Source organism: Serratia sp. A07 (assembly GCF_058725505.1).
The window spans coordinates 19,241-38,693 of sequence record NZ_JBZXDO010000019.1 but is presented as its reverse complement, the minus strand read 5'-3'; the positions used below and the strand labels follow the sequence as shown (position 1 = coordinate 38,693).

Sequence of the window (19,453 nt, the reverse complement as noted above, 5' to 3'; positions counted from 1 at the left end):
ATAAACACACTGAATGCTAACTATAGACTGATTTAGCAGCCATGTGGATGGGCAATAATTGATTTTTCAATAATTTCCCGCCGGCGACGCGGCAGGCTACAGGTAAAAAAAGACGGCGATCAGTCCACAAAGGATCAGGGCGGTCAGAACGATCTCGAACAGGTAGCGGCGCAGCATCAATGAGAACCCCCCGATGAAAAAACACCCGGCGAACCGGGTGTCGTACACGTCAAGCCTGAAGCGGTGAGGGGACCCTCACGTCATTACGCTTTTTTGTGGCTGGCTTTCTTGTGGTGCTTTTTAGCCGCCTGGGCTTTTTGGGCCGGGGCTTTCTTACCGGCTTTTTTGTGATGCTTTTTGGCCGCCTGAGCTTTCTGAACCGGGGCTTTCTTGCCGTGGTGTTTCACCTGAGCTTTAGCCGGCGCAGCGGTGGCGGTGGTTGCGGTAGCCGCAGGTGCGGTGGTGGCAGCCTCGGCAGCGAAAGCCACGGAAGACAGACCCATTGCAGCGGCAACAACCAGAGCTAATACTTTTTTCATCGCAGAATCCTCAACATGACTTTTGGGTATCAACCCCACTGCGGGGCCGTTGAGATGATAGTAGGCAAACGGCGCCCGGCTTTCCGTGAGTGATTGGTTTCGGCTTGTAACCTAATGTACAGGGCGGCGGCGGCAAGGGGGATTGCTGCTATAATGACCGCCAGGCGCGATAAAAGGGATTTAAAATGAAAGAGATAACGATTCGCTGTGGCGTGACTGAACAGGGCGAGGTGCCGCTGGCCTATGAGGACTGGGGCGATGAGGCGCACCCGCCGCTGCTGCTCATCATGGGCATCGGCGCACAGCTGCTGCTGTGGCCTGACGATTTCTGCCGCGCCCTGGTGGCCAAGGGATTTCGGGTGATCCGTTATGACAACCGCGACGTTGGCCTTTCCGGCAAAACGCAGGCGCAACGCACGCAACCGTTGTGGCTGCTGATGCTGCGCGCCCAGCTCGGTTGGCAAACGCCGGTGCCTTATACCCTGGCGGACATGGCGGCGGACGCGACGCATCTGCTAGATCACCTGCGTATCCCACAGGCCCACGTCTTGGGCGCCTCGATGGGCGGCATGATCGCGCAGGTGCTGGCCGCCGACTATCCGCAGCGTGTCGCCTCGTTGTGCATCTTGTTCTCCAGCACCAATCAACCGCTGTTGCCGCCGCCGGCACCTTCGCTGCTGTGGCTGTTGGTGCGCCGGCCTGCGGCCGATCTGACGCTGCAGCAGCGCCGCGAGGGGATGAAAGCCTTCCTGCGCGCGCTCGGCACCCGGTTTTACCCACCGGAGGAGGCGGAGCTGGATGCGTTGGTGCATCGGCTGTTAAAGCGGGGCGTGGATCCGGAAGGCATGCAGCGGCAACTTTCCGCGTTGCTCGGCAGCGGCGATCTGCGTCGCTACAGCCGGCGCATTGCCGCGCCGACGCTGGTCATTCACGGCGATCGCGATCGGCTGGTGCGCAAGGCGGGCGGGGTGGCGATCGCCCGCGCGGTCGCCAACGCCGGATTACATATTATGCCGGGCATGGGGCATGACCTGCCGTCCCCGTTGAGGCCGCAGCTGGCGGCGATGATCGCCCGTCATGCGCTGGGATGAGAGGCCGGAACGCCGGCGTTTTTTGCTATTTTAGTTACAACATACAAATGGAGGGAGGCCACCCGCCACTCTGTGGCCAAGGCGATGTCGGCACAGAACGTGCGTTATGAAGCATTATCCGGTCATACAGGCGGGAAAAGGGCGCGGCAGGGCCGCGCCAGCGGAGATTACAGGTAGCGGTTTTCCAAATGCTGACGGAAATAGCGTGGGTTGAGCGCTTCGCCGGTTGCGTTGGCGATCAGCGTCTCGGTCGGGAAACGGCTGCCGTGGCGCCAGATGTTGTGCTGTAGCCAGTGGAACAGCGGCTGCAGGTTGCCGGCGGCGATGTCCTCGCCGAGAGAAGGCAGGGCCTGACGCACGCTGTGGAACAGCTGCGCGGCGTACATCGCGCCGAGCGTGTACGTCGGGAAGTAGCCGAAAGCGCCGTCGCTCCAGTGAATATCCTGCATGCAGCCGTTGCGGTAGTTGCCGATGGTGTCGAGGCCGAGGTAAGCATGCATCTTCTCATTCCACAGTGCCGGAATGTCTTCCACTTCGATATCGCCTTCGATCAGCGCTTTTTCAATTTCGTAGCGCAGGATGACGTGGGCAGGATAGCTCACCTCGTCGGCGTCGACGCGGATCAGGCCCGGTTTAACGCGCTGGTTGAGGCGAATGAAGTTGGCTTCTTCCAGCGCCGGCTGTTCGCCAAACTGCGCGGTAACCAGCGGACGCAAGATTTTCAGGAATTCATTGCCGCGCGCCAGCTGCATTTCGAACAGCAGGCTCTGCGATTCGTGGATAGCGGTGGAACGGGCCAGGGCGACCGGCTGGCCTAGCAGATCGCGCGGCAGGTTCTGCTCGTAGCGGGCGTGACCGGTTTCATGCACGATGCCGAGCAGCGCGGTCAAAAACTCTTTCTCGTTGTAACGGGTGGTGATGCGCACATCTTCCGGCACGCCGCCGCAGAACGGGTGGGCGCTGACGTCGACGCGGCCGTTGTCGAAGTTGAAACCGAGCAGTTTCATCACGCTGAGGCTCAGCTGGCGCTGGGTGTCCACATTGAACGGGCCCTGCGGCGTCTGGCAAGGCTCATTGGCCTGTTTGGCCACCACGCGCTGCAGCAGATCCGGCAGCCAGGTTTTCAGATCGCCGAAGATGCGGTCGAGATCGCTGCTGCGCATACCCGGTTCATACAGGTTGAGCAGGGCGTCGTAACGGCTGGTGCCGGCCGCTTGTGCGCGGATCTGCGCCTCTTCCCGACTGAGCTTGACCACCTCGCGCAGGTTCTCGACGAAACCGTCCCAATCGTTGGCCGGGCGCTGGGCGCGCCAGGCGTGTTCGCAACGCGCGCCGGCGAGCGACTTGGCTTCGACCAGCGACGCCGGCAGCAGCACGGCGTCTTCATATTGGCGGCGCATTTCGCGCAGGTTGGCGCGATCGAGTTCGTCCAGCGTCTCTTGCTGTGCGCGATCCAACAGCTCGCCGGTGCTTTGTGCCGTTAAAATCTGGTGCTGCAGCACGCTCAGTTCGGCCAGCGCTTCGGAGCGCGCCTTGCTGCCGCCAGGCGGCATCATGGTTTGCATGTCCCAACCGGCGATGGCGGACAGGTGGCCGAAACGCGACAGCCGGCTGAACAGGGCGCGCAGGTGATCGTAAGCAGACGTGTTGGAATGTGCAGATGTCATTATTATTCGGCTCCAATGAGAAGGTCCGGCGGTATTACGCCAGATCGGCTTTTAAACTGAATGTCGGCTTCACCGGCCAGCAGAAACGGAAGCTGGCGCCGCCGAGCGAACTGCCTTCGACGAACACCTGTCCCTGGTAGGCGACGGCGATGGAATGGACGATGGCCAGCCCCAACCCGCAGCCGCCGGTAGCGCGATCGCGGCTGGGGTCGAGACGGACGAAAGGTTCAAACACCCGTTCGCGCTCTTCCGGCGGGATGCCCGGCCCGTCATCCTCGACCTGCAAGCAGGCGAGGTCGCCGTCAAACCACAGCCCCACGCGCAGACGCTGTTCGGAATAGCGCAGCGCGTTGTTGACCAGGTTGTCGAGCACGCGCTCCATCAGGCGCAGATCGACGCCGCCGAAGTCGCCGACGTGCGGGATATCGAGCTGGATGTTGCGTTCCTGATGAATAAGACGGATATCATCGACCTTGTCCTCGAGCCACTTTGGCAGATCGATGGGTTCAATGTTTAACGCAACCTGCGGACGGTCCAGACGGGCATAGGTCAGCAGCTCGTCGATCAGCGACTCCAGCTGGCCGATATCGCGGTTCAGCGCCTGCTGCTCGCTTTCGGACAGGTTATCGCTCATTTCGAGCCGGTAACGCAGGCGCACCAGCGGCGTGCGCAGCTCGTGGGCGATGCCGTCGATCAGCTGTTTCTTGCTGGCAATCAGGGTGTTGACGTTGTCGGCCATCTGGTTGAACGCCACGCCGAGCCGGCTCAGGCTGGAGGTGGGATCGAAGTGGGTACGTTCATCCAGATGCCCGGCGCCGAGCCGCTGGGCGGCGTTTTCCAGCTTGAGCAGGTCTTGCCAGTGCGGCCGCATCCATAGAAACACCGGCAGCGCCAGCGACATGCCGATAAACACCAGCAACACCAGATCCAGCAGGCGCATCTGGTGCAGATAGAACAGATAAGGAATGGGGCCGACCACCAACACGTAGTGGCTGCGCGGAATGCGCTGCATAAAGGTGTACTGATCGTCGAGGGCGATGATTTCCCCCAGCCGCAGCCGTTTTTTCAAATCCTCGCTCAGTTCCTGTTTGCCGAGCGGTTCGATATGCAGCTTGAATGACAGGTTGAGATCCAGCGTGGCGATGGTCTTGTTCCAGTCCTTCAGCGGAATTTCGCGCAGCTCGCTGCGCATCAGGTACAGCGAGCTTTTCATCAGGTCGTCCATCGACTGGCGGCCGGCGCGCTAGGCGGTCACTTTGTATACCAGGCCGACCAGCATCGCCATCACCAGAAAACAGACGAACAGCAACAGGAAGAACTGGACGAAAAGTTTTCTCATTGTTGCACCGATGCCCAGGCGTTAGGGGCGAACAGATAGCCTTTATTGCGCACGGTCTTGATGCGGAACGGCTCCAGCGCGTTGTCGTACAGCTTGCGGCGCAGGCGGGAGATCGCCACGTCGATGCTGCGGTCCATGCCGTCGTAGCTCACGCCGCGCAGGTTCTGCAGCAGCGCCTCGCGATCCATGATCTGCCCGGCGTGGGTCGCCAGCTCCCACAGCAAATCGAAATCCGAGGTGGACAGGGTGATCGTTTCTTCACCTAGCGTGACCTGCCGGTTGACCGGATCGATGCATAGCAGCCCGAAATGCAGCGCGTTGTGCTGGGTGAGCGGCTGAACCGACTCTTCTTTCGGCTGCTGGCTGTGTTGGCGCAGGTGCAAACGCAGGCGCGCCAGCAACACCGCCGGCGGCGTGGTTTTCAGGATATAGTCGTTGGCGCCCATCTCCAGCGACAGAATATGGTTCATGTCGCTATCGAGCGAGGTGAGCAGCACGATCGGGCCGGGGAAGGTCGGGCGCAGATCGCGGCACAGCGTCATGCCGTCTTTACCGGGCAGCATGATGTCCAGCAGCACCAAATCGGGTTGCTCGCGCTCGATGCGCGACTGCGCGCTGTCGCCGCGCGGTTCGATCAGCACCTCGATGTCGTGTTTGCCCAGATAGGCGGCGATCAGTTTGCCGACTTCAGGATCGTCTTCCACAAAAACAATTTTATGCATATGCCCGTGTTTTAATAAGAAAAGCGGATTTCAGCATAGCGCGGCCCGCGAGGATGCGCCATGTGGATCTTTGCGTCAGCGCAGCGGCCGCCCGCCGTCGACGCCGTGGGTACGGCCGGTTACGTAGCGGCTCTCCAGTAGGTAGTTCACCAGGTTGACCACTTCGCTCTCGCCCGGCGCTACCTTCATCAGCGACTTCGCCAACGCCTGCTGGCGATAGGCTTCATCGTCACCCGCATTGAAGATGATCAGCGCCGGCGCGATGGCGTTGACCTTGACCTCCGGCGCCAGCTTGCGGGCGAACGAACGGGTCATGTTGTCCAACGCGGCCTTGCTGGCGGCGTAGGCGATGTGTTTGTCGCTGCCTTTTTCCACCACGTAGTCGGTCAGATGGATAATGTCTGCACCCGCCTGGCCCTGGCCGGTCAGGCAGGTTTCGAGCAGCTGATTGAGCAAATAGGGCGTGTAGACGTGAATTTGCAGCATCGCCGCCATTACCTGCTCCGGCGGCACCTCCGGCGACTCGGCCTGCCAGGCGCTGGCGTTGTGGATCACCGCACGCAGTTTGGGCGCCACCTGCCGCACCCGATCGGCGAAAAGGTAGATGCCTTCGTGCGTGGAAAAGTCGCCCTGAATGCAGCAGGCGCCCAAGGCTTTCAACTCGGCCATCGCCGGATATTCGCTGCGATAGGCGATGATGACGGGAACGCCGCGCTCGAGAAACGCTTTGGCGAGCGCCAGCCCGATGCGCCGCGCGCCGCCGGTAATCAGCACCGGGGCAGAGTTGGGGTGTTCCATTGATTAAAGCTCCTGGACAGACTGGCAAACAATAGGGGAATTATGCCATTATACGGCGGAAAGTCGTTAAAGCTTCGCATGATTATCCATTTCTGGATGTAAGATCCCCAATGCATTTCAGGTTGTCGCCCGGCGGCGGCTTGAAAGACCACGGGTTAACACTGGCCATGAGAGGAATGAGGGGATGAACAGCAATCACCTTGCATCCATCGCGCGCAGTGAGAAAATCTGTTTCGACTACATGGATTTTCTGTCCGCATCGTGCAGGAAGCACTGGCGCTTTGTTGATGCTATTTATGGTGTGATGCCGATCTTCGGCATGGTGTTGAAATCGCGCGTGACCACGTCACAAACGCGCAAAGAGCAGTTGAAAGAGCTGGCGCTGCAGGTGGTGTCAACGCAGGTCAGCGATGAAACCAATATTGTGCGCCTGATTGACCTGGCGCAGCAGCAGGGCCTGACGGTGTTTGATATTCAGCTTCCCTATGCGCTGGAGACTCAACAGCTGGCGGCCATTCAGAAAGAGTGCGCGGAAGGCATCGCGATTGCCCTGGTGGGTGAGCGTATGACCGTCACCATTCCCCCTAAAAGCTGACCGGTTGCATCGACCGGCCGCCCGTTCATGGTTAGGCAATTGACTGACCGCGATGGCCTAACCATGAACGTGAAATTCCGCGCTGCGTAGCGGCCTGCCTTTAAAGCCGGGTCCCGGCATTGGGGCCGGAGCGCAGGGTATAAATACTGTCTATATGAATGAGCACCGCGTATTTCGGCGGCTTCATTCCATTTTTTTCTGCAAATGCCAACGCGTCGTCAAACGGCTTGCCCGCCAGGAACAGTTCCGGGGTGCCGACGAAGCGGTAACCGTCCAGCGCCTCGCGGTCGATGACCACGACGGCCATTTTCGATCCCTCCCTGATATTTTGCAGCGTCTGGCCACCGGTATTTTCGTTGTAAATCAGCGTACGGTCATCATAGAGGCGCAGAGAACGTTTGGGGCCGATATCGGGCACGCCGTTCGGGCTGCTGGTTGCCTGTACAGGCAGCTGTTTGGCCAGCATTTTCTTCATGTCGTCATTCAATTCATTCATTGGCAGATTACCCCTCAGGTCGTGGTGTCGTTGTTAATGCACGGTGGCGGAATGGTTTACCGTGGGTGCGCAGACGCTGGTTTCCGGCAGCCGGTGTTCGCGTAGCACCTGCAGCGTCTCTATTCGGAAACGCAGCAGGTGCCGTTCGGCGACCTGCTGCATCTGTTCGCACAGCGAGGTATCGTCCATCACCTGCTCGATGGCGAGCCGGGCCTGATGCACGTGCGGCTCAACGCCGCGCAGGGGCTTTTGCCGCAGGCGCAGATGGGTCATGTTGTTGAACGTGACGATCAGCGCGGCAAGGGCTGACTCGAAAATATTCAGCGCTTCAAATCTGGCGGTATAGTCCGCATTTAACCAGGGTTTCTCGGCGAGGATCGCCTGAGCGACTTCCAGCGCCTGTTGATAGTGCGTCATTGCCAGGCGATCGCGTTGCTGATTGAACGCCGTGTTGCCTTCGGCGATCAGCGCTTCCCAGGCGGCAAACAGGGGGAGTGCGTGCAGCAGTTTTTCAGCCATGAAATGCCTTCCATTTTCAGCCTGTCTTAACAAGACCTCCTGATGTTTGCCATCGGGGGCCTCACCTGTGTCCTGCCGGTGATGCTATAAATGATAATGATAATTAATTGCATTTAAGATCGCAAGCATGGCAATTGACCGATCAACAACGGGGAGAGAGGTAAAAAAGAGGGAAGCGGCGAAACGAAATGCGGCTGCAGGGCAGCCGCATTGGCAGACGATGTTAGTGCAACATAAACCAGCCGGCAGGCAGCGTGGCCACCAGCAGCAAGAAGATGCTGCTCTTTTCCAGGCGATTCAGCAGATTGATATCCCGGTGGCCGCGGCGGGCATACATGAACACCAACAGCCCTGGCGCATACAGCAGCACCGACATCAGCAGGTGCATCAGCCCGGACGCGTACAGCAGCCACAAACCATAGACGCAGGCGCCGGTCGCGGCGAAGATCAGGCGCTTGTCGCGGCGGCGGTAAGCCACCTTGAACAGAAACGCGCCGACCAGGAAGTAAGGCACCAGGATCATTTCTGAAGCGATGGTCAACAGCGAGTTGTAGTTGCTGCCGGTCAGCCAGATCAGCACCAGCGCCAGCTGCACTGCAATGTTGGTCAGCCACAGCGAAGAGGACGGGGCGTGATGGCGGTTCTGCTTGCCGAACACGCGCGGAAACGCGCCGTGCTGCGCGGCCAGCAGCGGCACTTCGGCCGCCATGATGGTCCAGCTCAGGTAGGCGCCGCACACGGAAATGATCAGGCCGGCGGCGATAAGCACGTCTCCCCACGGGCCGATCAGTTCCACCATCAGCACCGCCATCGACGGGTTGCGCATTTCGGCCAGTTCGCTGCGCGGCACCACGCCCAGCGACAGCAACGTGACCATCAGATACACCGCCAGCGCCGACAGCACCGCCAGCATGGTGGCGCGGCCCACGTCTTTCTTATTGCGGGCGCGGGCGGAAACCACCACGGCGCCTTCCACGCCGATACACACCCACAGGGTGATCAGCATGGTGTCCTTGACCTGTTCCCACACCGGTTTGCCGAGGGCGATGCCTTTGAAATCCAGCGTGAATACGTCCATTTTAAAGGCGATCGCCGCCAGAACGGCGAACATCCCCAGCGGCAGCAGCTTGGCCAGGGTGGCCGCGAGATTGATGCTGGCCGCGGTTTGCACGCCGCGCAGCACCAGCGCATGCACGATCCACAGCAGGGCGGATTCGGCGATCAGCGCCTGCCAGGTATTGCCGTCACCGAGAATGACGCTGCCGCCGCGATCGGTGAAGATACTCAGCGCCGCGAACACGATCACCAGATACGAGACGTTGGCGATCACGGCGCACAGCCAGTAACCCCAGGCGGAGCAGAAGCCCACCAGCTCGCCGAACCCTTCCTTGGCGTAGGTGAAGATGCCGCCGTCCAGATCCGGACGCAAACGCGTAAGCAGCAGCATGGCGAAGGCCAAAAACAGAATGCCGACGCCGGTGATCCCCCAGCCCAGCAGCAGCGCGGCGGGGCTGGCGACCTGCGCCATGTTTTGCGGCAGACTGAACACGCCGGCGCCCAGCATCGAGCTGAGCACCAAAGCGGTTAGCGCGGTAAGACCGAGTTTTTTTTCCAATGACGGATCCTGAACGCAGAATAAACAACTGGAAGGGAACTGCTTGGCGGCAACAATGTATTAACAACCACTGCGCGAATAGACAATAGCCCTAAAAATTGGCGCAAATTTTACGGAGGGATGATTAGAGATGCAATGATTGAATATGCGGAATTTACAAAAAACTATTCAACGTGCGATGAAAAAAGCGGCAATAAAAACGGGCAGCTCAAGGGCTGCCCGATGGTAAACCGAAAAGCGGGTTTTATTTGAACAGATCGGCGCTGACGGTCAGGTTGCCGCCGCTCTTGTTCTGCCACTGGCGGGTGACGTGGTAGTACTTGGCGCCTTTCTCGGCCGCGCGTTTCGCCACTTCGGTGGAGACATCGGTCATGCTGTTGAAGTGGCCGGTGAAGGTGACGGAATCGAACGGTACCATCTGCGCGGCGGTCACGTTGTTCACTTCCTGGATCTTGGTGCCGTTAGGCAGCGTGACGGTATAGCGCTGGCCGGTAGAGGACTGGGTTTCGAAGAAACGGCCCACGTCGCGGCTTGGCGAACCGGAAGACGCGACGCCAGGAATTTCGACTTTCGCGGCAGCGGCGCCACCGGCGGCCAGCGCGGCGCGGCCGGCGTCAGAATCGGCCGGAATGGCATCCGGGCTCTGCACGCGGCGTTTTGGCGCATCGGCCTTATAGATGTAGGCGGTGACGAACTGGTTACCGCCGGAGTTGGCGTCAACCTGGCGCACGATGAAGAAGGATGCAGCGCCTTTTTTCTTCGCTTCTTTGGAGATGGCGTCGTTGATGTCCGGCTGGCTGCGGTAGAAACCGCTGACGCTCACGGTATCGTAAGGCTCCAGCAGATAGGCTTCATCTTTAGGCAGTTCGTTCACGCCGTTAAATACGCGGTATTTTGGTGTTTTGCTCACTTCTGGCGCATCTTTATGATAAAGGTCTGCGGTGACGCGCCAGTTGCCGCCGTTGTTGCTGTTGTTGCTGTCCTGGATATAGAAGGAATCTGCACCCAGTTTGTCTGCACGGCGGGATACGGCGTCGACGGCTTCATTGATGGCATTGAAGCGGCCGGTAATCGTGATGCGATCAAACGGCTTCAGCGCCGCTGCTTTCTCAGGAGTTAACTCTTGCGCCGCATGAGCAGACAGCGCGGTGAGTGATAACAAGGCTGACGCGATGATCGTGGTCTTCAGCTTCATAAAAAATCCTTTCGCCTAGCGCATTAACGTTTATAACGTACTGAACTGTTTAAGTGTAATTCAGCCGTCGATTATTACATGTAATTCTGAAAACTGTCTCAGCATTTTATGTTATCCCGTGCGACAAATCGCCGACGTTGACGCGGGCCGCACGGATGGCGCCATCGTCATAAGTTTCCATAATAAAGGCTCTGGTGTCATTAATGTTAATTATTCACAAAATGATAACTTTTATGCTTTTTCGCCGCGCGTGGCCATAAATCGTTACGCCGAGCGTAAACCTCTTGTCACGCAGAATGCGCTGTTCTGTATGGGTTTTTTCACGGTAAATTGCGATTTGTCATATCACGCGCGGCGTTTTTATGTAAAAACAGAGCTGAATGCGTAAGCAATTATGGATCATCGACCTTATTTTCAGTAGGTTATAGTTGGCGTCTGAAATCAGTGCGGGCAAGTTAACGCCTCGCTCGCCGCTGGCGTCATGCTATGGGCAGGAAAATAATAAACATCATCCAAGACAGGTGAGAAGGGAACATTATGCGTATTGGTGTACCAAGAGAGCGGTTGGCCAATGAAGCCCGGGTCGCAGCCACGCCGAAAACGGTGGAACAACTGCTGAAGCTGGGTTTTACCGTCGCGATTGAACGCGGGGCGGGCAAACTGGCCAGTTTTGAGGACGTCGCCTACGAAGCCGCCGGTGCGGCGCTGGTCGACGAAAGCGAAGTGTGGCAGTCGGATCTGATCCTGAAAGTCAACGCGCCGCAAGACGACGAGATCGCCTTGATGCGCGAAGGCAGCACGCTGGTCAGCTTTATCTGGCCGGCGCAAAACCCCGAATTGATGGCCAAGCTGGCGGCGCGCAACGTCACCGCGCTGGCGATGGACTCGGTACCGCGCATCTCGCGCGCCCAGTCGATGGATGCGCTGAGCTCGATGGCTAACATCGCCGGCTACCGCGCGATCGTCGAAGCGGCGCATGAGTTTGGCCGCTTCTTCACCGGCCAGATCACCGCCGCCGGCAAAGTGCCGCCGGCCAAGGTGATGATCATCGGTGCCGGCGTGGCCGGCCTGGCGGCGATCGGCGCCGCGGGCAGCCTCGGCGCCATCGTGCGCGCCTTCGACACCCGCCCGGAAGTGAAAGAGCAGGTGCAGAGCATGGGCGCGGAATTCCTCGAGCTGGATTTTGAAGAGGAAGCGGGCAGCGGCGACGGCTACGCCAAAGTGATGTCTGAAGCCTTTATCAAGGCCGAGATGGCGCTGTTCGCCGCGCAGGCCGCGGAGGTCGATATCATCGTCACTACCGCGTTGATCCCGGGTAAACCGGCGCCGAAGCTGATCACCAAAGAGATGGTGGCGTCGATGAAACCGGGCAGCGTGATCGTCGATCTGGCGGCGCAAACCGGTGGCAACTGCGAACTGACGGTGGCCGACACCATTACCGTGACCGACAACGGCGTGAAAATCATCGGCTATACCGACCTGCCGAGCCGCCTGCCGACGCAATCTTCGCAGCTGTACGGCACCAACCTGGTCAACCTGCTGAAGCTGCTGTCGAAAGAGAAAAACGGCGAGATCGACATCGATTTCGACGATACGGTGATCCGCGGCGTTACCGTGGTGCGCAGCGGTGAAGTCACCTGGCCTGCGCCGCCGATTCAGGTCTCCGCCCAGCCGAAAGCGGCGCCCGCCGCCGCACCGGTGGCCAAACCCGAAGCCAAACCGACCTCGCCGTGGCTGAAGTACGGCCTGATTGCCCTGGCGATCCTGCTGTTCGGCTGGCTGGCGGATGCGGCGCCGAAAGAGTTCCTGTCGCACTTTACCGTGTTCGCGCTGGCCTGCGTGGTCGGTTACTACGTGGTCTGGAACGTCAGCCATGCGCTGCATACCCCGTTGATGTCGGTCACCAACGCGATCTCAGGAATTATCGTGGTCGGTGCGCTGTTGCAGATTGGCCACGGTGGCTGGGTGAGTTTCCTCTCCTTTATCGCCGTGCTGATCGCCAGCATCAATATTTTCGGTGGGTTCACCGTCACTCAGCGCATGCTGAAGATGTTCCGCAAGAACTAAGGGGTAACAAATGTCTGGAGGATTGGTTACAGCTGCATACATTGTTGCCGCTATTTTGTTTATTTTCAGCCTGGCGGGCCTGTCGCGCCATGAAACGTCGAAGCAGGGCAACCTGTTCGGCGTCGCCGGTATGGCGATCGCGCTGATCGCCACCATTCTGGGGCCGGATTCCGGCAACGTCGGCTGGATCATCATCGCCATGATCATCGGCGGCTCGATCGGCGTCTATCTGGCCAAGAAGGTCGAGATGACCGAAATGCCGGAGCTGGTGGCGGTGTTGCATAGCTTCGTTGGCCTGGCGGCGGTGCTGGTCGGCTTCAACAGCTACCTGGATCACGGCGCGCCGATGGAGCCGGTGATGGCGAATATCCATCTGACCGAAGTGTTCCTCGGCATCTTTATCGGCGCGGTAACCTTCACCGGTTCGATCGTCGCCTTCGGCAAGCTGCGCGGCATCATCTCTTCCAAACCGCTGATGCTGCCGAACCGCCACAAGCTGAATCTGGCGGCGCTGGTGATCTCGTTCCTGCTGCTGGTGGCGTTCGTGCGTACCGACAGCGTGGGCTGGCAGGTGGTGACGCTGCTGCTGATGACGGCGATCGCACTGGCGTTCGGCTGGCATCTGGTGGCCTCGATCGGCGGCGCCGACATGCCGGTGGTGGTGTCGATGCTCAACTCCTACTCGGGGTGGGCGGCGGCCGCGGCGGGCTTCATGCTGAGCAACGATCTGCTGATCGTCACCGGCGCGCTGGTGGGCTCTTCGGGTGCGATCCTGTCTTACATTATGTGTAAGGCAATGAACCGCTCGTTTATCAGCGTGATCGCCGGCGGTTTCGGCAGTGACGGTTCGTCTACCGGCGATGCCGAAGAGATGGGCGAATACCGTGAAACCACGGCGGAAGAGGTGGCCGAGCAGCTGAAGAACTCCACCTCGGTGATCATCACGCCGGGTTACGGCATGGCGGTGGCGCAGGCGCAATATCCGGTGGCGGAAATCACCGAGAAACTGCGGGCGCGCGGCGTGAAGGTGCGCTTTGGCATTCACCCGGTCGCGGGGCGTTTGCCGGGCCACATGAACGTGCTGCTGGCGGAGGCGAAGGTGCCGTACGACGTGGTGCTGGAGATGGATGAAATCAACGAAGATTTCCCGGATACCGACACCGTGCTGGTGATTGGCGCCAACGACACGGTGAATCCGGCGGCGCTGGAAGACCCGCGCAGCCCGATCGCCGGCATGCCGGTATTGGAAGTGTGGAAAGCGCAGAATGTGATCGCGTTCAAACGCTCGATGAACACCGGCTACGCCGGCGTGCAGAACCCGCTGTTCTTCAAGGAGAACACTCAGATGCTGTTCGGCGACGCCAAAGACAGCGTGGAAGCAATTCTGCGGGCATTGCAGAAGTAGTTGAGCAACCAAAAAAATGGGCCGCTTATTAGCGGCCCATTTTTTTATGCGTGAAGGCTAATCTTCGTCGTCGTGCTCATCGTCTTCATCCGCCTCGATCGGGCAGTTGAAGTTCTCCGGCTTAATCACCAGCAGATCGCATTTCAGATGGTCGATCACATGTTCCGCGGTGTTGCCGATAAAGGCCGCCGAAATGCCGGTGCGGCCCAGGGTGCCCAGAACCACCACGCCGGCCTGCAGGTGTTCGGCCAGATCGGGGATCACCTCTTCCGGCAGGCCTTTTTCCACGTGGGTGAACTCTTCCTTAATGCAGAATTTCTGCCGCAGTGCCTTCATGGCGATCAGGTGCTGGCCGCGAATGGCGTCGTTGTAGACGCTCGGATCGAAGTCGGGCAGCTCGATGGCGATGTTGATCGGGGTAACGGGATAGGCGCCGACCAAGTGAACCTCGGTCTGGTTGACGTTCTGCGCCAGTTCGACGGTTTCTTGCACCAGTTTGATATTGAGCGGGTCGTGATAGGGTTCTTCGCTGGCCAGGTTGACCGCCACCAGCGCTTTGCCGCCTTCTGGCCAGGGTTGGTCTTTTACCGTCCACACCGGGCAAGGGCATTTGCGCAGCAGGTGCCAGTCGGTGGGGGTGAAGATCACCGACTCCAGCCGGTCGTGCTGGTGCGCCATTTTCAGCAGCAGATCATGCTGGCCGGAAAGCACTTCCTGAATGATGGCTTCGAAGGGGCGGTTATGCCAGACCACTTTGATTTCGATCGGCACGCCGTCGTTGAGATAGAAACGGCACTGCTCGTTGATCCAGGCGGCGCGTTGGCTGATCACACCTTGCCGCATCGCCGTTCTTTCGTCCGGGGAGAGCAGGGTCGTCATTTCGTAAGAGAAGTCATAAATGGGCAGGAAGGCTTTGATGCGCCCGCCGTTCCGTTTTACCAGGTACACGGCGCGGCGCAATGCCGGCTGATCGTCCTGATTGGGGTCAATAGCCACCAGAAGATTCTGATACTTCGCCATAGGGCCTCCTTACAGCTGAAATCAACAGTCTGTTAATTTACAGAGTAACCCAACATTGAAAAACAGAACAACAACAGAAGCGTGCCGGATCAACAATTTCGGTGAAATGTTGATCCGGCAGGGGAATCAGGCGTTGACGGTCACGTTGATGCGTGGCGTACCGGCCAGCACCGACAGGGCGTCGGCGTTTTCGATGGTGATGTATTTGCCTTTCACGCTGAGGATTTCGCTTTTCTGGAAGCGGCCCAGCAGGCGGCTGATGGTTTCCACCGTCAGGCCGAGGTAGTTGCCGATGTCGCCGCGGGTCATGGTCAACCGGAACTCGCGCGGCGAGAAGCCACGCTCCGCGAAGCGGCGCGACAGGTTGTAAACGAACGCCGCCAGGCGCTCTTCGGCATTTTTCTTCGACAGCAGCAGGATCATGTCCTGGTCGCCTTTGATCTCGCCGCTCATCAGTCGCATGATCTGCTGACGCAGATTAGGCATTTTGCCGGACAGATCGTCGAGGGTTTCGAATGGGATCTCGCACACCATCGAGGTTTCCAGCGCCTGAGCGAAGCTTGGGTGCTTCAGACCGCCGATGGCGTCGAAGCCCACCAGGTCACCCGCCAGGTGGAAACCGGTGATCTGCTCGTCGCCTTGCTCGGTGATGGTGTAGCTTTTGATGGTCCCGGAACGGATCGCGTACAGCGATTTCAGCTCATCGCCGGCCTTGAACAGGGTCTGGCCTTTCTGGATGGGCTTTTTCCTCTCGATAATGTTGTCGAGCTGGTCCAGCTCGTGGGCATTAAGGGTGAAAGGAATGCACAGCTGGCTGATGCTGCAGTCCTGGCAATGGATCGCACAACCACCAGACTGGATACGACGAATCACGCGTTTTTCCGGGATCATAGATTACGCTCATTCAATAATTGATATGAGTCAATTTTAACATCTTTTGCTGCAGCTGATAAGGGTGGCATTAGCATGAATAGGGGTATTGTGTGCGAATTTTGCGCACACATGCCGCCGATTATTCTGTATCGCGCTGAAGTCGCTAGATTTATTTGGCACTTATGCGCAACGTGCGGTCGCCATTCCGGCGGCATAAGGCAGGGCAATCGGCGCGGGTGGTCTGCGCGGCTCGCATTGACAGGTTTTAGCGGCGTGAATCAATCATCCTTTGACACATTTACTGGCGAAAGCTTGTCGCATTCATCCGAATCCTCACCGCAAAGCCGCGCCGCATCGGCGTTAAGCTGAAGGTCAGAAAGGCAGGTGAACGATCCTGTTCGGGAGTGGATGATGAAAAAGCGCATACTGTTGATGGCGGCCGCCGCGGTGTTGATGACGGCCAGCGCCGCCGCCTTCGCCCACGGCTATTACGGCCACGGCTACTACCGGCACGGCTATTATTACGGCGGGCCGCGCGTGGTGATCGGCGTGCCCTGGGGGCCGCCGCCGCTCTATTACCCGCCGCCGCCGGTGGTGTATGTCACGCCGCCGCCGCCGCAGACCTATATCGAAAAGCCGCCGAGCTATGCCTACTACTGCCGCCGCCCGGCGGGCTATTACCCCCAGGTGCCGCGTTGTCCTGACGGTTGGATGAAGGTGGTGCCAGACGGTCCGTTCTCCCGGTGATTAAAGGCGGTGCGTGATGAGACACTCTTTTGCTTTCCCGATAGTGGCGCTGGCCGGGCTGTTGGCCGGCTGCGTCTCTGCGCCTTCCGGGCCCGGGGTCACCGCGCTGCCCGGCACGGGGAAAAGTTACGAACAATTCAATCGCGATGAGGCCATGTGCCGCGGCTATGCGCAAAACAGCCTTGGCGGCGGAGCGCAAACGGCGGCCAATTCGGCGACGGGAACGGCGGTGGCGGGAACGGCCGTCGGCGCGGCGGCAGGGGCGTTGATTGGCGCCGCATCCGGTCATGCCGGCCCCGGCGCGCTGATCGGCGCGGGTGGCGGGTTGCTGGTCGGCAGCGCGATGGCCAATAACTCGGCCTGGCGCAGCAGCGATGACCTGCAAGACCGCTATGATACCGTGTATACGCAGTGCATGTACGCCAAAGGTAACAAGGTGCCGGTGGCCTACGGTTATGGTGAGGCCACCTCATCGCCGGTGCCGCCGGACTACTATCCCGCCGCCCCGGCGGAGGGCGTCCCGCCGGACTATGTGCCGCGCTAGCGCGAGAGCAGATCCTGCGGCAAGTAACCTTCGTGCTGCAGCAGCCACTGCTTTCGCTGCACGCCGCCGGCATAGCCGGTCAGCGCGCCCTGCGAACCGATCACCCGGTGGCAGGGCACCACGATGCTGATCGGATTCGAACCGTTGGCCATGCCGACCGCGCGTGAGGCGGTCGGGCGGCCGATACGTTGCGCCAGCTGGCCGTAGGTCAGGATCTCGCCGCACGGGATTTGGCGCAGCTGTTGCCACACGGTGCGTTGGAACTCGGTGCCGGCGGTCATCACCGGCAGCCGATCGATAATGCCCAGTTCCCCGGCGAAATAGCGTTGCATCGCGTCGGTCAGCCCGCTGGGATCGCGCTGCTCGCGCAGGGTGAAGCGATCGGCGCGGTAGTGGGTATTCAGCAGCTTCATCAGGCGCGCTTCGTGATCGGTCCAGTCAATCGCCCGCAGGCGCCCCTGTTCATCGGCAATCAGCACCAGTTCTCCCACCGGCGTGGCGGTACGATCAATCAAAAAAGTCTGCATCTGGATCACTCCTCGGTTTGGTATGGCGATTATCGCATGAAAGCGGGGGAAGCGATGGCGGATTTCGGACATGCTGATGGGCAACCGCAGGGTTGCCCAAATAGCCGGCTCAGGGTAAGCCGGGGAGTCATTGCACGTTAAATTTATAAAATAAATTTATAAGTCATCAAGACAAGTTGTGTCTTGTTTATTCTTTCATCAGACATTAACGCGTTGGCGTTACTTATAGCTGATGGTCACGCGCTTTAAATGGGGATCGTTATTCACCATTTCGCTGGTGACGGCAGAGACTAATTCTTTTGGCATTTCTTTTAACGAAGAGGAAATATACCCGTTCTGATATTCCGTCACTTTACCGAAGCAGTTGGAGATAAGCTGTTCATCCTGATGTGTGATGGTGCAGGCCGGGGTGGTAATGGCGCCGGTGAAGCGCACGACGCCGGAGGCGACCGGGCTGCCGGAAAGCGGTTTTGCTTGCAGAGCGAAGGGCAGAATGACCAATGCGCTTAATACGGCTAAGTAATGATTCATACGCTGTTCCTCTCAGAGTAAAAATGCTGCCAATTAAAAAACAAGCACGCTTGTTTTCATCAAATAAGCTATTTCGCCTGGCGAAATAAAAACGAATGGGCAAAAATCCTACTGCCTGCATCCAATGAATTTGATAATAGGGAGGTAGGGTGAGTAAAACCATGATTTGGATCATAGTGAAGACCGGTTAATGGTTTCCGACGCGGGCAGGGTAAAAGGCTGTGATCGTTCTCTCAGGAAAGCGGGAAATGGCGGGATGTTTTCGCCCCCGTGCTGCAGCCACGAAACCGGGGGCGAGCGCGGGGTTACAGCATGCCGCTGCTGCCGCAGATGCGGATCTTTTCCGCCACCACTTCTTTCATCGCCAGCTTGCCGGGGACGATATATTTGCGCGGGTCGTTGGCATCCGGGTGCTGTGAAAAGTAGCTTTTCACCGCATCGGCGAAGGCGATTTTCAGTTCGGTGGCGACGTTGACCTTGCAGACGCCGAGCGAGATCGCGCGTTTGACCATCGCCTCCGGAATGCCGGAGGCGCCGTGCAGCACCAGGGGCACGTCCACCTGTTCGCGGATCAGCGCCAGGCGCTCGAAGTCCAGCTTCGGCTCGCCGTGATACAGGCCGTGGGCGGAACCTATCGCCACCGCCAGCGAATCGATGCCGGTGGCGGCGACGAACTCGCGTGCCGCCACCGGGTCGGTATAGAAACTGTCCGCCGTATCGACGATCAGATCGTCTTCCTGCCCGCCCAGGCGGCCCAGTTCCGCTTCCACGCTGGCGCCATAGCGGTGGCACAAGGTGACCGCAGCAGCCACTTTGGCGATGTTCTGCTCGAACGGCAGATGGGAACCGTCGATCATCACCGAACGGATGCCGCTTTTCACCTTGTGCTCGATGTCGTCCAGCTCTTCGTGATGATCCAGATGCAGCGCCAGCGGCAAATCGTAGCGGTGCGCGGCCGATTGGCAAATGCCGATCAGGTAGTCGGTGCCGGCGTAGCTGAAGGTGCCGGGCGTGCCGGCCATGATCACCGGCGAGCGCAGCTCGGCGGCGGTTTCCGCCACCACCTGCACGGTTTCCAGATTGTGAACGTTAAACGCCGGGACGGCGTAACCCTGGCGCTGCGCCTTGAGCAGCATTTCTCGGTTGGCTATCAGATACATGGG

At 59.2% G+C, this 19,453-nt stretch carries 20 protein-coding genes and 1 pseudogene; 6 read left to right on the top strand and 15 right to left on the bottom strand.

Going from position 1 to position 19,453, the window contains the following annotated elements:
- Positions 1-96: 96 nt before the first annotated feature.
- Together ydgU and asr are read right to left on the bottom strand one after the other, a co-directional pair.
- A complete protein-coding gene (ydgU, locus tag AC4PR2_RS17955; protein ID WP_455677416.1) occupies positions 97-177 on the bottom strand; it encodes a small membrane protein YdgU in 81 nt (26 codons plus the stop codon).
- 86 nt (positions 178-263) lie between these two features.
- Complete coding sequence (asr, locus tag AC4PR2_RS17950) at positions 264-539, bottom strand: acid resistance repetitive basic protein Asr (protein WP_025302975.1); 276 nt, start codon at positions 537-539, stop codon at positions 264-266.
- 185 nt (positions 540-724) lie between these two features.
- Between asr and AC4PR2_RS17945 the strand changes: the two genes are divergently transcribed.
- Positions 725-1,630 (top strand): alpha/beta fold hydrolase, encoded by a 906-nt coding sequence (locus tag AC4PR2_RS17945; RefSeq protein ID WP_492175333.1) that lies wholly within the window; start codon positions 725-727, stop codon positions 1,628-1,630.
- A 167-nt stretch (positions 1,631-1,797) separates the two neighbouring features.
- On the opposite strand, the gene AC4PR2_RS17940 is transcribed toward AC4PR2_RS17945, so the two are convergent.
- The 4 genes and pseudogenes from AC4PR2_RS17940 to folM form a co-directional block, all read right to left on the bottom strand.
- Complete coding sequence (locus AC4PR2_RS17940; protein ID WP_443014833.1) at positions 1,798-3,297, bottom strand: carboxypeptidase M32; 1,500 nt, start codon at positions 3,295-3,297, stop codon at positions 1,798-1,800.
- Between the two features lie 34 nt (positions 3,298-3,331).
- Positions 3,332-4,636 (bottom strand): annotated as a pseudogene (gene rstB, locus AC4PR2_RS17935) (two-component system sensor histidine kinase RstB).
- Positions 4,633-5,358 carry a two-component system response regulator RstA gene (gene rstA, locus AC4PR2_RS17930; RefSeq protein ID WP_197803414.1) on the bottom strand — a complete coding sequence of 242 codons (726 nt, stop codon included), beginning with the start codon at positions 5,356-5,358 and terminating at the stop codon, positions 4,633-4,635. Before rstA ends, rstB begins: the two are co-directional and overlap by 4 nt.
- A gap of 75 nt (positions 5,359-5,433) precedes the next feature.
- Complete coding sequence (gene folM, locus AC4PR2_RS17925; protein ID WP_197803413.1) at positions 5,434-6,156, bottom strand: dihydromonapterin reductase; 723 nt, start codon at positions 6,154-6,156, stop codon at positions 5,434-5,436.
- 184 nt (positions 6,157-6,340) lie between these two features.
- Between folM and AC4PR2_RS17920 the strand changes: the two genes are divergently transcribed.
- Positions 6,341-6,751, top strand: coding sequence for a hypothetical protein (locus AC4PR2_RS17920; protein ID WP_038880297.1), 411 nt, complete (start codon positions 6,341-6,343; stop codon positions 6,749-6,751).
- Between the two features lie 100 nt (positions 6,752-6,851).
- Here the strand turns inward: AC4PR2_RS17920 and AC4PR2_RS17915 are convergent, their stop codons facing one another.
- The 4 genes from AC4PR2_RS17915 to ydgH form a co-directional block, all read right to left on the bottom strand.
- On the bottom strand, positions 6,852-7,247 hold the full coding sequence (locus AC4PR2_RS17915) for a pyridoxamine 5'-phosphate oxidase family protein (protein ID WP_060418640.1): 396 nt from the start codon (positions 7,245-7,247) through the stop codon (positions 6,852-6,854).
- A gap of 33 nt (positions 7,248-7,280) precedes the next feature.
- Positions 7,281-7,766, bottom strand: a complete 486-nt coding sequence (locus tag AC4PR2_RS17910) for a DUF2753 family protein (protein WP_060439851.1) — start codon at positions 7,764-7,766, stop codon at positions 7,281-7,283.
- A 223-nt stretch (positions 7,767-7,989) separates the two neighbouring features.
- Entirely contained in the window at positions 7,990-9,381 is a 1,392-nt protein-coding gene (locus AC4PR2_RS17905) for an amino acid permease (RefSeq protein WP_492175332.1), read from the bottom strand.
- Positions 9,382-9,625: 244 nt separating this feature from the next.
- Complete coding sequence (ydgH, locus tag AC4PR2_RS17900) at positions 9,626-10,576, bottom strand: DUF1471 family protein YdgH (protein ID WP_049198294.1); 951 nt, start codon at positions 10,574-10,576, stop codon at positions 9,626-9,628.
- Between the two features lie 537 nt (positions 10,577-11,113).
- Here ydgH and pntA point away from each other — a divergent pair.
- Entirely contained in the window at positions 11,114-12,643 is a 1,530-nt protein-coding gene (gene pntA, locus AC4PR2_RS17895) for a Re/Si-specific NAD(P)(+) transhydrogenase subunit alpha (protein WP_084827742.1), read from the top strand.
- A gap of 10 nt (positions 12,644-12,653) precedes the next feature.
- Positions 12,654-14,048, top strand: a complete 1,395-nt coding sequence (gene pntB / locus AC4PR2_RS17890; RefSeq protein ID WP_049198296.1) for a Re/Si-specific NAD(P)(+) transhydrogenase subunit beta — start codon at positions 12,654-12,656, stop codon at positions 14,046-14,048.
- A 57-nt stretch (positions 14,049-14,105) separates the two neighbouring features.
- On the opposite strand, the gene uspE is transcribed toward pntB, so the two are convergent.
- Both uspE and fnr read right to left on the bottom strand, forming a co-directional pair.
- The gene (gene uspE / locus AC4PR2_RS17885) at positions 14,106-15,068 is read right to left on the bottom strand and encodes a universal stress protein UspE (protein WP_492175331.1); all 963 of its coding nucleotides are present in this window, start codon (positions 15,066-15,068) and stop codon (positions 14,106-14,108) included.
- Between the two features lie 126 nt (positions 15,069-15,194).
- Positions 15,195-15,959, bottom strand: a complete 765-nt coding sequence (gene fnr / locus AC4PR2_RS17880; protein WP_004938278.1) for a fumarate/nitrate reduction transcriptional regulator Fnr — start codon at positions 15,957-15,959, stop codon at positions 15,195-15,197.
- A 393-nt stretch (positions 15,960-16,352) separates the two neighbouring features.
- On the opposite strand from fnr, the gene AC4PR2_RS17875 reads away from it, so the two are divergent.
- Together AC4PR2_RS17875 and AC4PR2_RS17870 are read left to right on the top strand one after the other, a co-directional pair.
- Entirely contained in the window at positions 16,353-16,688 is a 336-nt protein-coding gene (locus AC4PR2_RS17875) for a hypothetical protein (protein ID WP_060418645.1), read from the top strand.
- A gap of 16 nt (positions 16,689-16,704) precedes the next feature.
- Positions 16,705-17,232, top strand: a complete 528-nt coding sequence (locus tag AC4PR2_RS17870) for a glycine zipper family protein (protein WP_164113063.1) — start codon at positions 16,705-16,707, stop codon at positions 17,230-17,232.
- Here AC4PR2_RS17870 and ogt read toward each other — a convergent pair.
- The 3 genes from ogt to AC4PR2_RS17855 form a co-directional block, all read right to left on the bottom strand.
- Positions 17,229-17,759, bottom strand: a complete 531-nt coding sequence (gene ogt / locus AC4PR2_RS17865; protein ID WP_060418648.1) for a methylated-DNA--[protein]-cysteine S-methyltransferase — start codon at positions 17,757-17,759, stop codon at positions 17,229-17,231. The genes AC4PR2_RS17870 and ogt overlap by 4 nt on opposite strands.
- A 219-nt stretch (positions 17,760-17,978) precedes the next feature.
- Positions 17,979-18,290, bottom strand: a complete 312-nt coding sequence (locus AC4PR2_RS17860; RefSeq protein ID WP_049198300.1) for a YmdA family protein — start codon at positions 18,288-18,290, stop codon at positions 17,979-17,981.
- Positions 18,291-18,595: 305 nt separating this feature from the next.
- On the bottom strand, positions 18,596-19,450 hold the full coding sequence (locus AC4PR2_RS17855; protein ID WP_049199756.1) for a tagatose bisphosphate family class II aldolase: 855 nt from the start codon (positions 19,448-19,450) through the stop codon (positions 18,596-18,598).
- Positions 19,451-19,453: the final 3 nt, after the last annotated feature.

Bases quoted from the DNA above. Each gene is read 5' to 3' on its own strand.
- asr (WP_025302975.1), bottom strand. From the start codon at position 539: ATGAAAAAAGTATTAGCTCTGGTTGTTGCCGCTGCAATGGGTCTGTCT.
- pntB (WP_049198296.1), top strand. From the start codon at position 12,654: ATGTCTGGAGGATTGGTTACAGCTGCATACATTGTTGCCGCTATTTTG.
- AC4PR2_RS17870 (WP_164113063.1), top strand. From the start codon at position 16,705: ATGAGACACTCTTTTGCTTTCCCGATAGTGGCGCTGGCCGGGCTGTTG.
- folM (WP_197803413.1), bottom strand. From the start codon at position 6,156: ATGGAACACCCCAACTCTGCCCCGGTGCTGATTACCGGCGGCGCGCGG.
- rstA (WP_197803414.1), bottom strand. From the start codon at position 5,358: ATGCATAAAATTGTTTTTGTGGAAGACGATCCTGAAGTCGGCAAACTG.
- ydgH (WP_049198294.1), bottom strand. From the start codon at position 10,576: ATGAAGCTGAAGACCACGATCATCGCGTCAGCCTTGTTATCACTCACC.
- AC4PR2_RS17940 (WP_443014833.1), bottom strand. From the start codon at position 3,297: ATGACATCTGCACATTCCAACACGTCTGCTTACGATCACCTGCGCGCC.
- AC4PR2_RS17875 (WP_060418645.1), top strand. From the start codon at position 16,353: ATGAAAAAGCGCATACTGTTGATGGCGGCCGCCGCGGTGTTGATGACG.
- AC4PR2_RS17855 (WP_049199756.1), bottom strand. From the start codon at position 19,450: ATGTATCTGATAGCCAACCGAGAAATGCTGCTCAAGGCGCAGCGCCAG.
- ogt (WP_060418648.1), bottom strand. From the start codon at position 17,759: ATGCAGACTTTTTTGATTGATCGTACCGCCACGCCGGTGGGAGAACTG.
- uspE (WP_492175331.1), bottom strand. From the start codon at position 15,068: ATGGCGAAGTATCAGAATCTTCTGGTGGCTATTGACCCCAATCAGGAC.
- pntA (WP_084827742.1), top strand. From the start codon at position 11,114: ATGCGTATTGGTGTACCAAGAGAGCGGTTGGCCAATGAAGCCCGGGTC.
- AC4PR2_RS17860 (WP_049198300.1), bottom strand. From the start codon at position 18,290: ATGAATCATTACTTAGCCGTATTAAGCGCATTGGTCATTCTGCCCTTC.
- ydgU (WP_455677416.1), bottom strand. From the start codon at position 177: ATGCTGCGCCGCTACCTGTTCGAGATCGTTCTGACCGCCCTGATCCTT.
- AC4PR2_RS17910 (WP_060439851.1), bottom strand. From the start codon at position 7,766: ATGGCTGAAAAACTGCTGCACGCACTCCCCCTGTTTGCCGCCTGGGAA.
- AC4PR2_RS17920 (WP_038880297.1), top strand. From the start codon at position 6,341: ATGAACAGCAATCACCTTGCATCCATCGCGCGCAGTGAGAAAATCTGT.
- AC4PR2_RS17915 (WP_060418640.1), bottom strand. From the start codon at position 7,247: ATGAATGAATTGAATGACGACATGAAGAAAATGCTGGCCAAACAGCTG.
- fnr (WP_004938278.1), bottom strand. From the start codon at position 15,959: ATGATCCCGGAAAAACGCGTGATTCGTCGTATCCAGTCTGGTGGTTGT.
- AC4PR2_RS17945 (WP_492175333.1), top strand. From the start codon at position 725: ATGAAAGAGATAACGATTCGCTGTGGCGTGACTGAACAGGGCGAGGTG.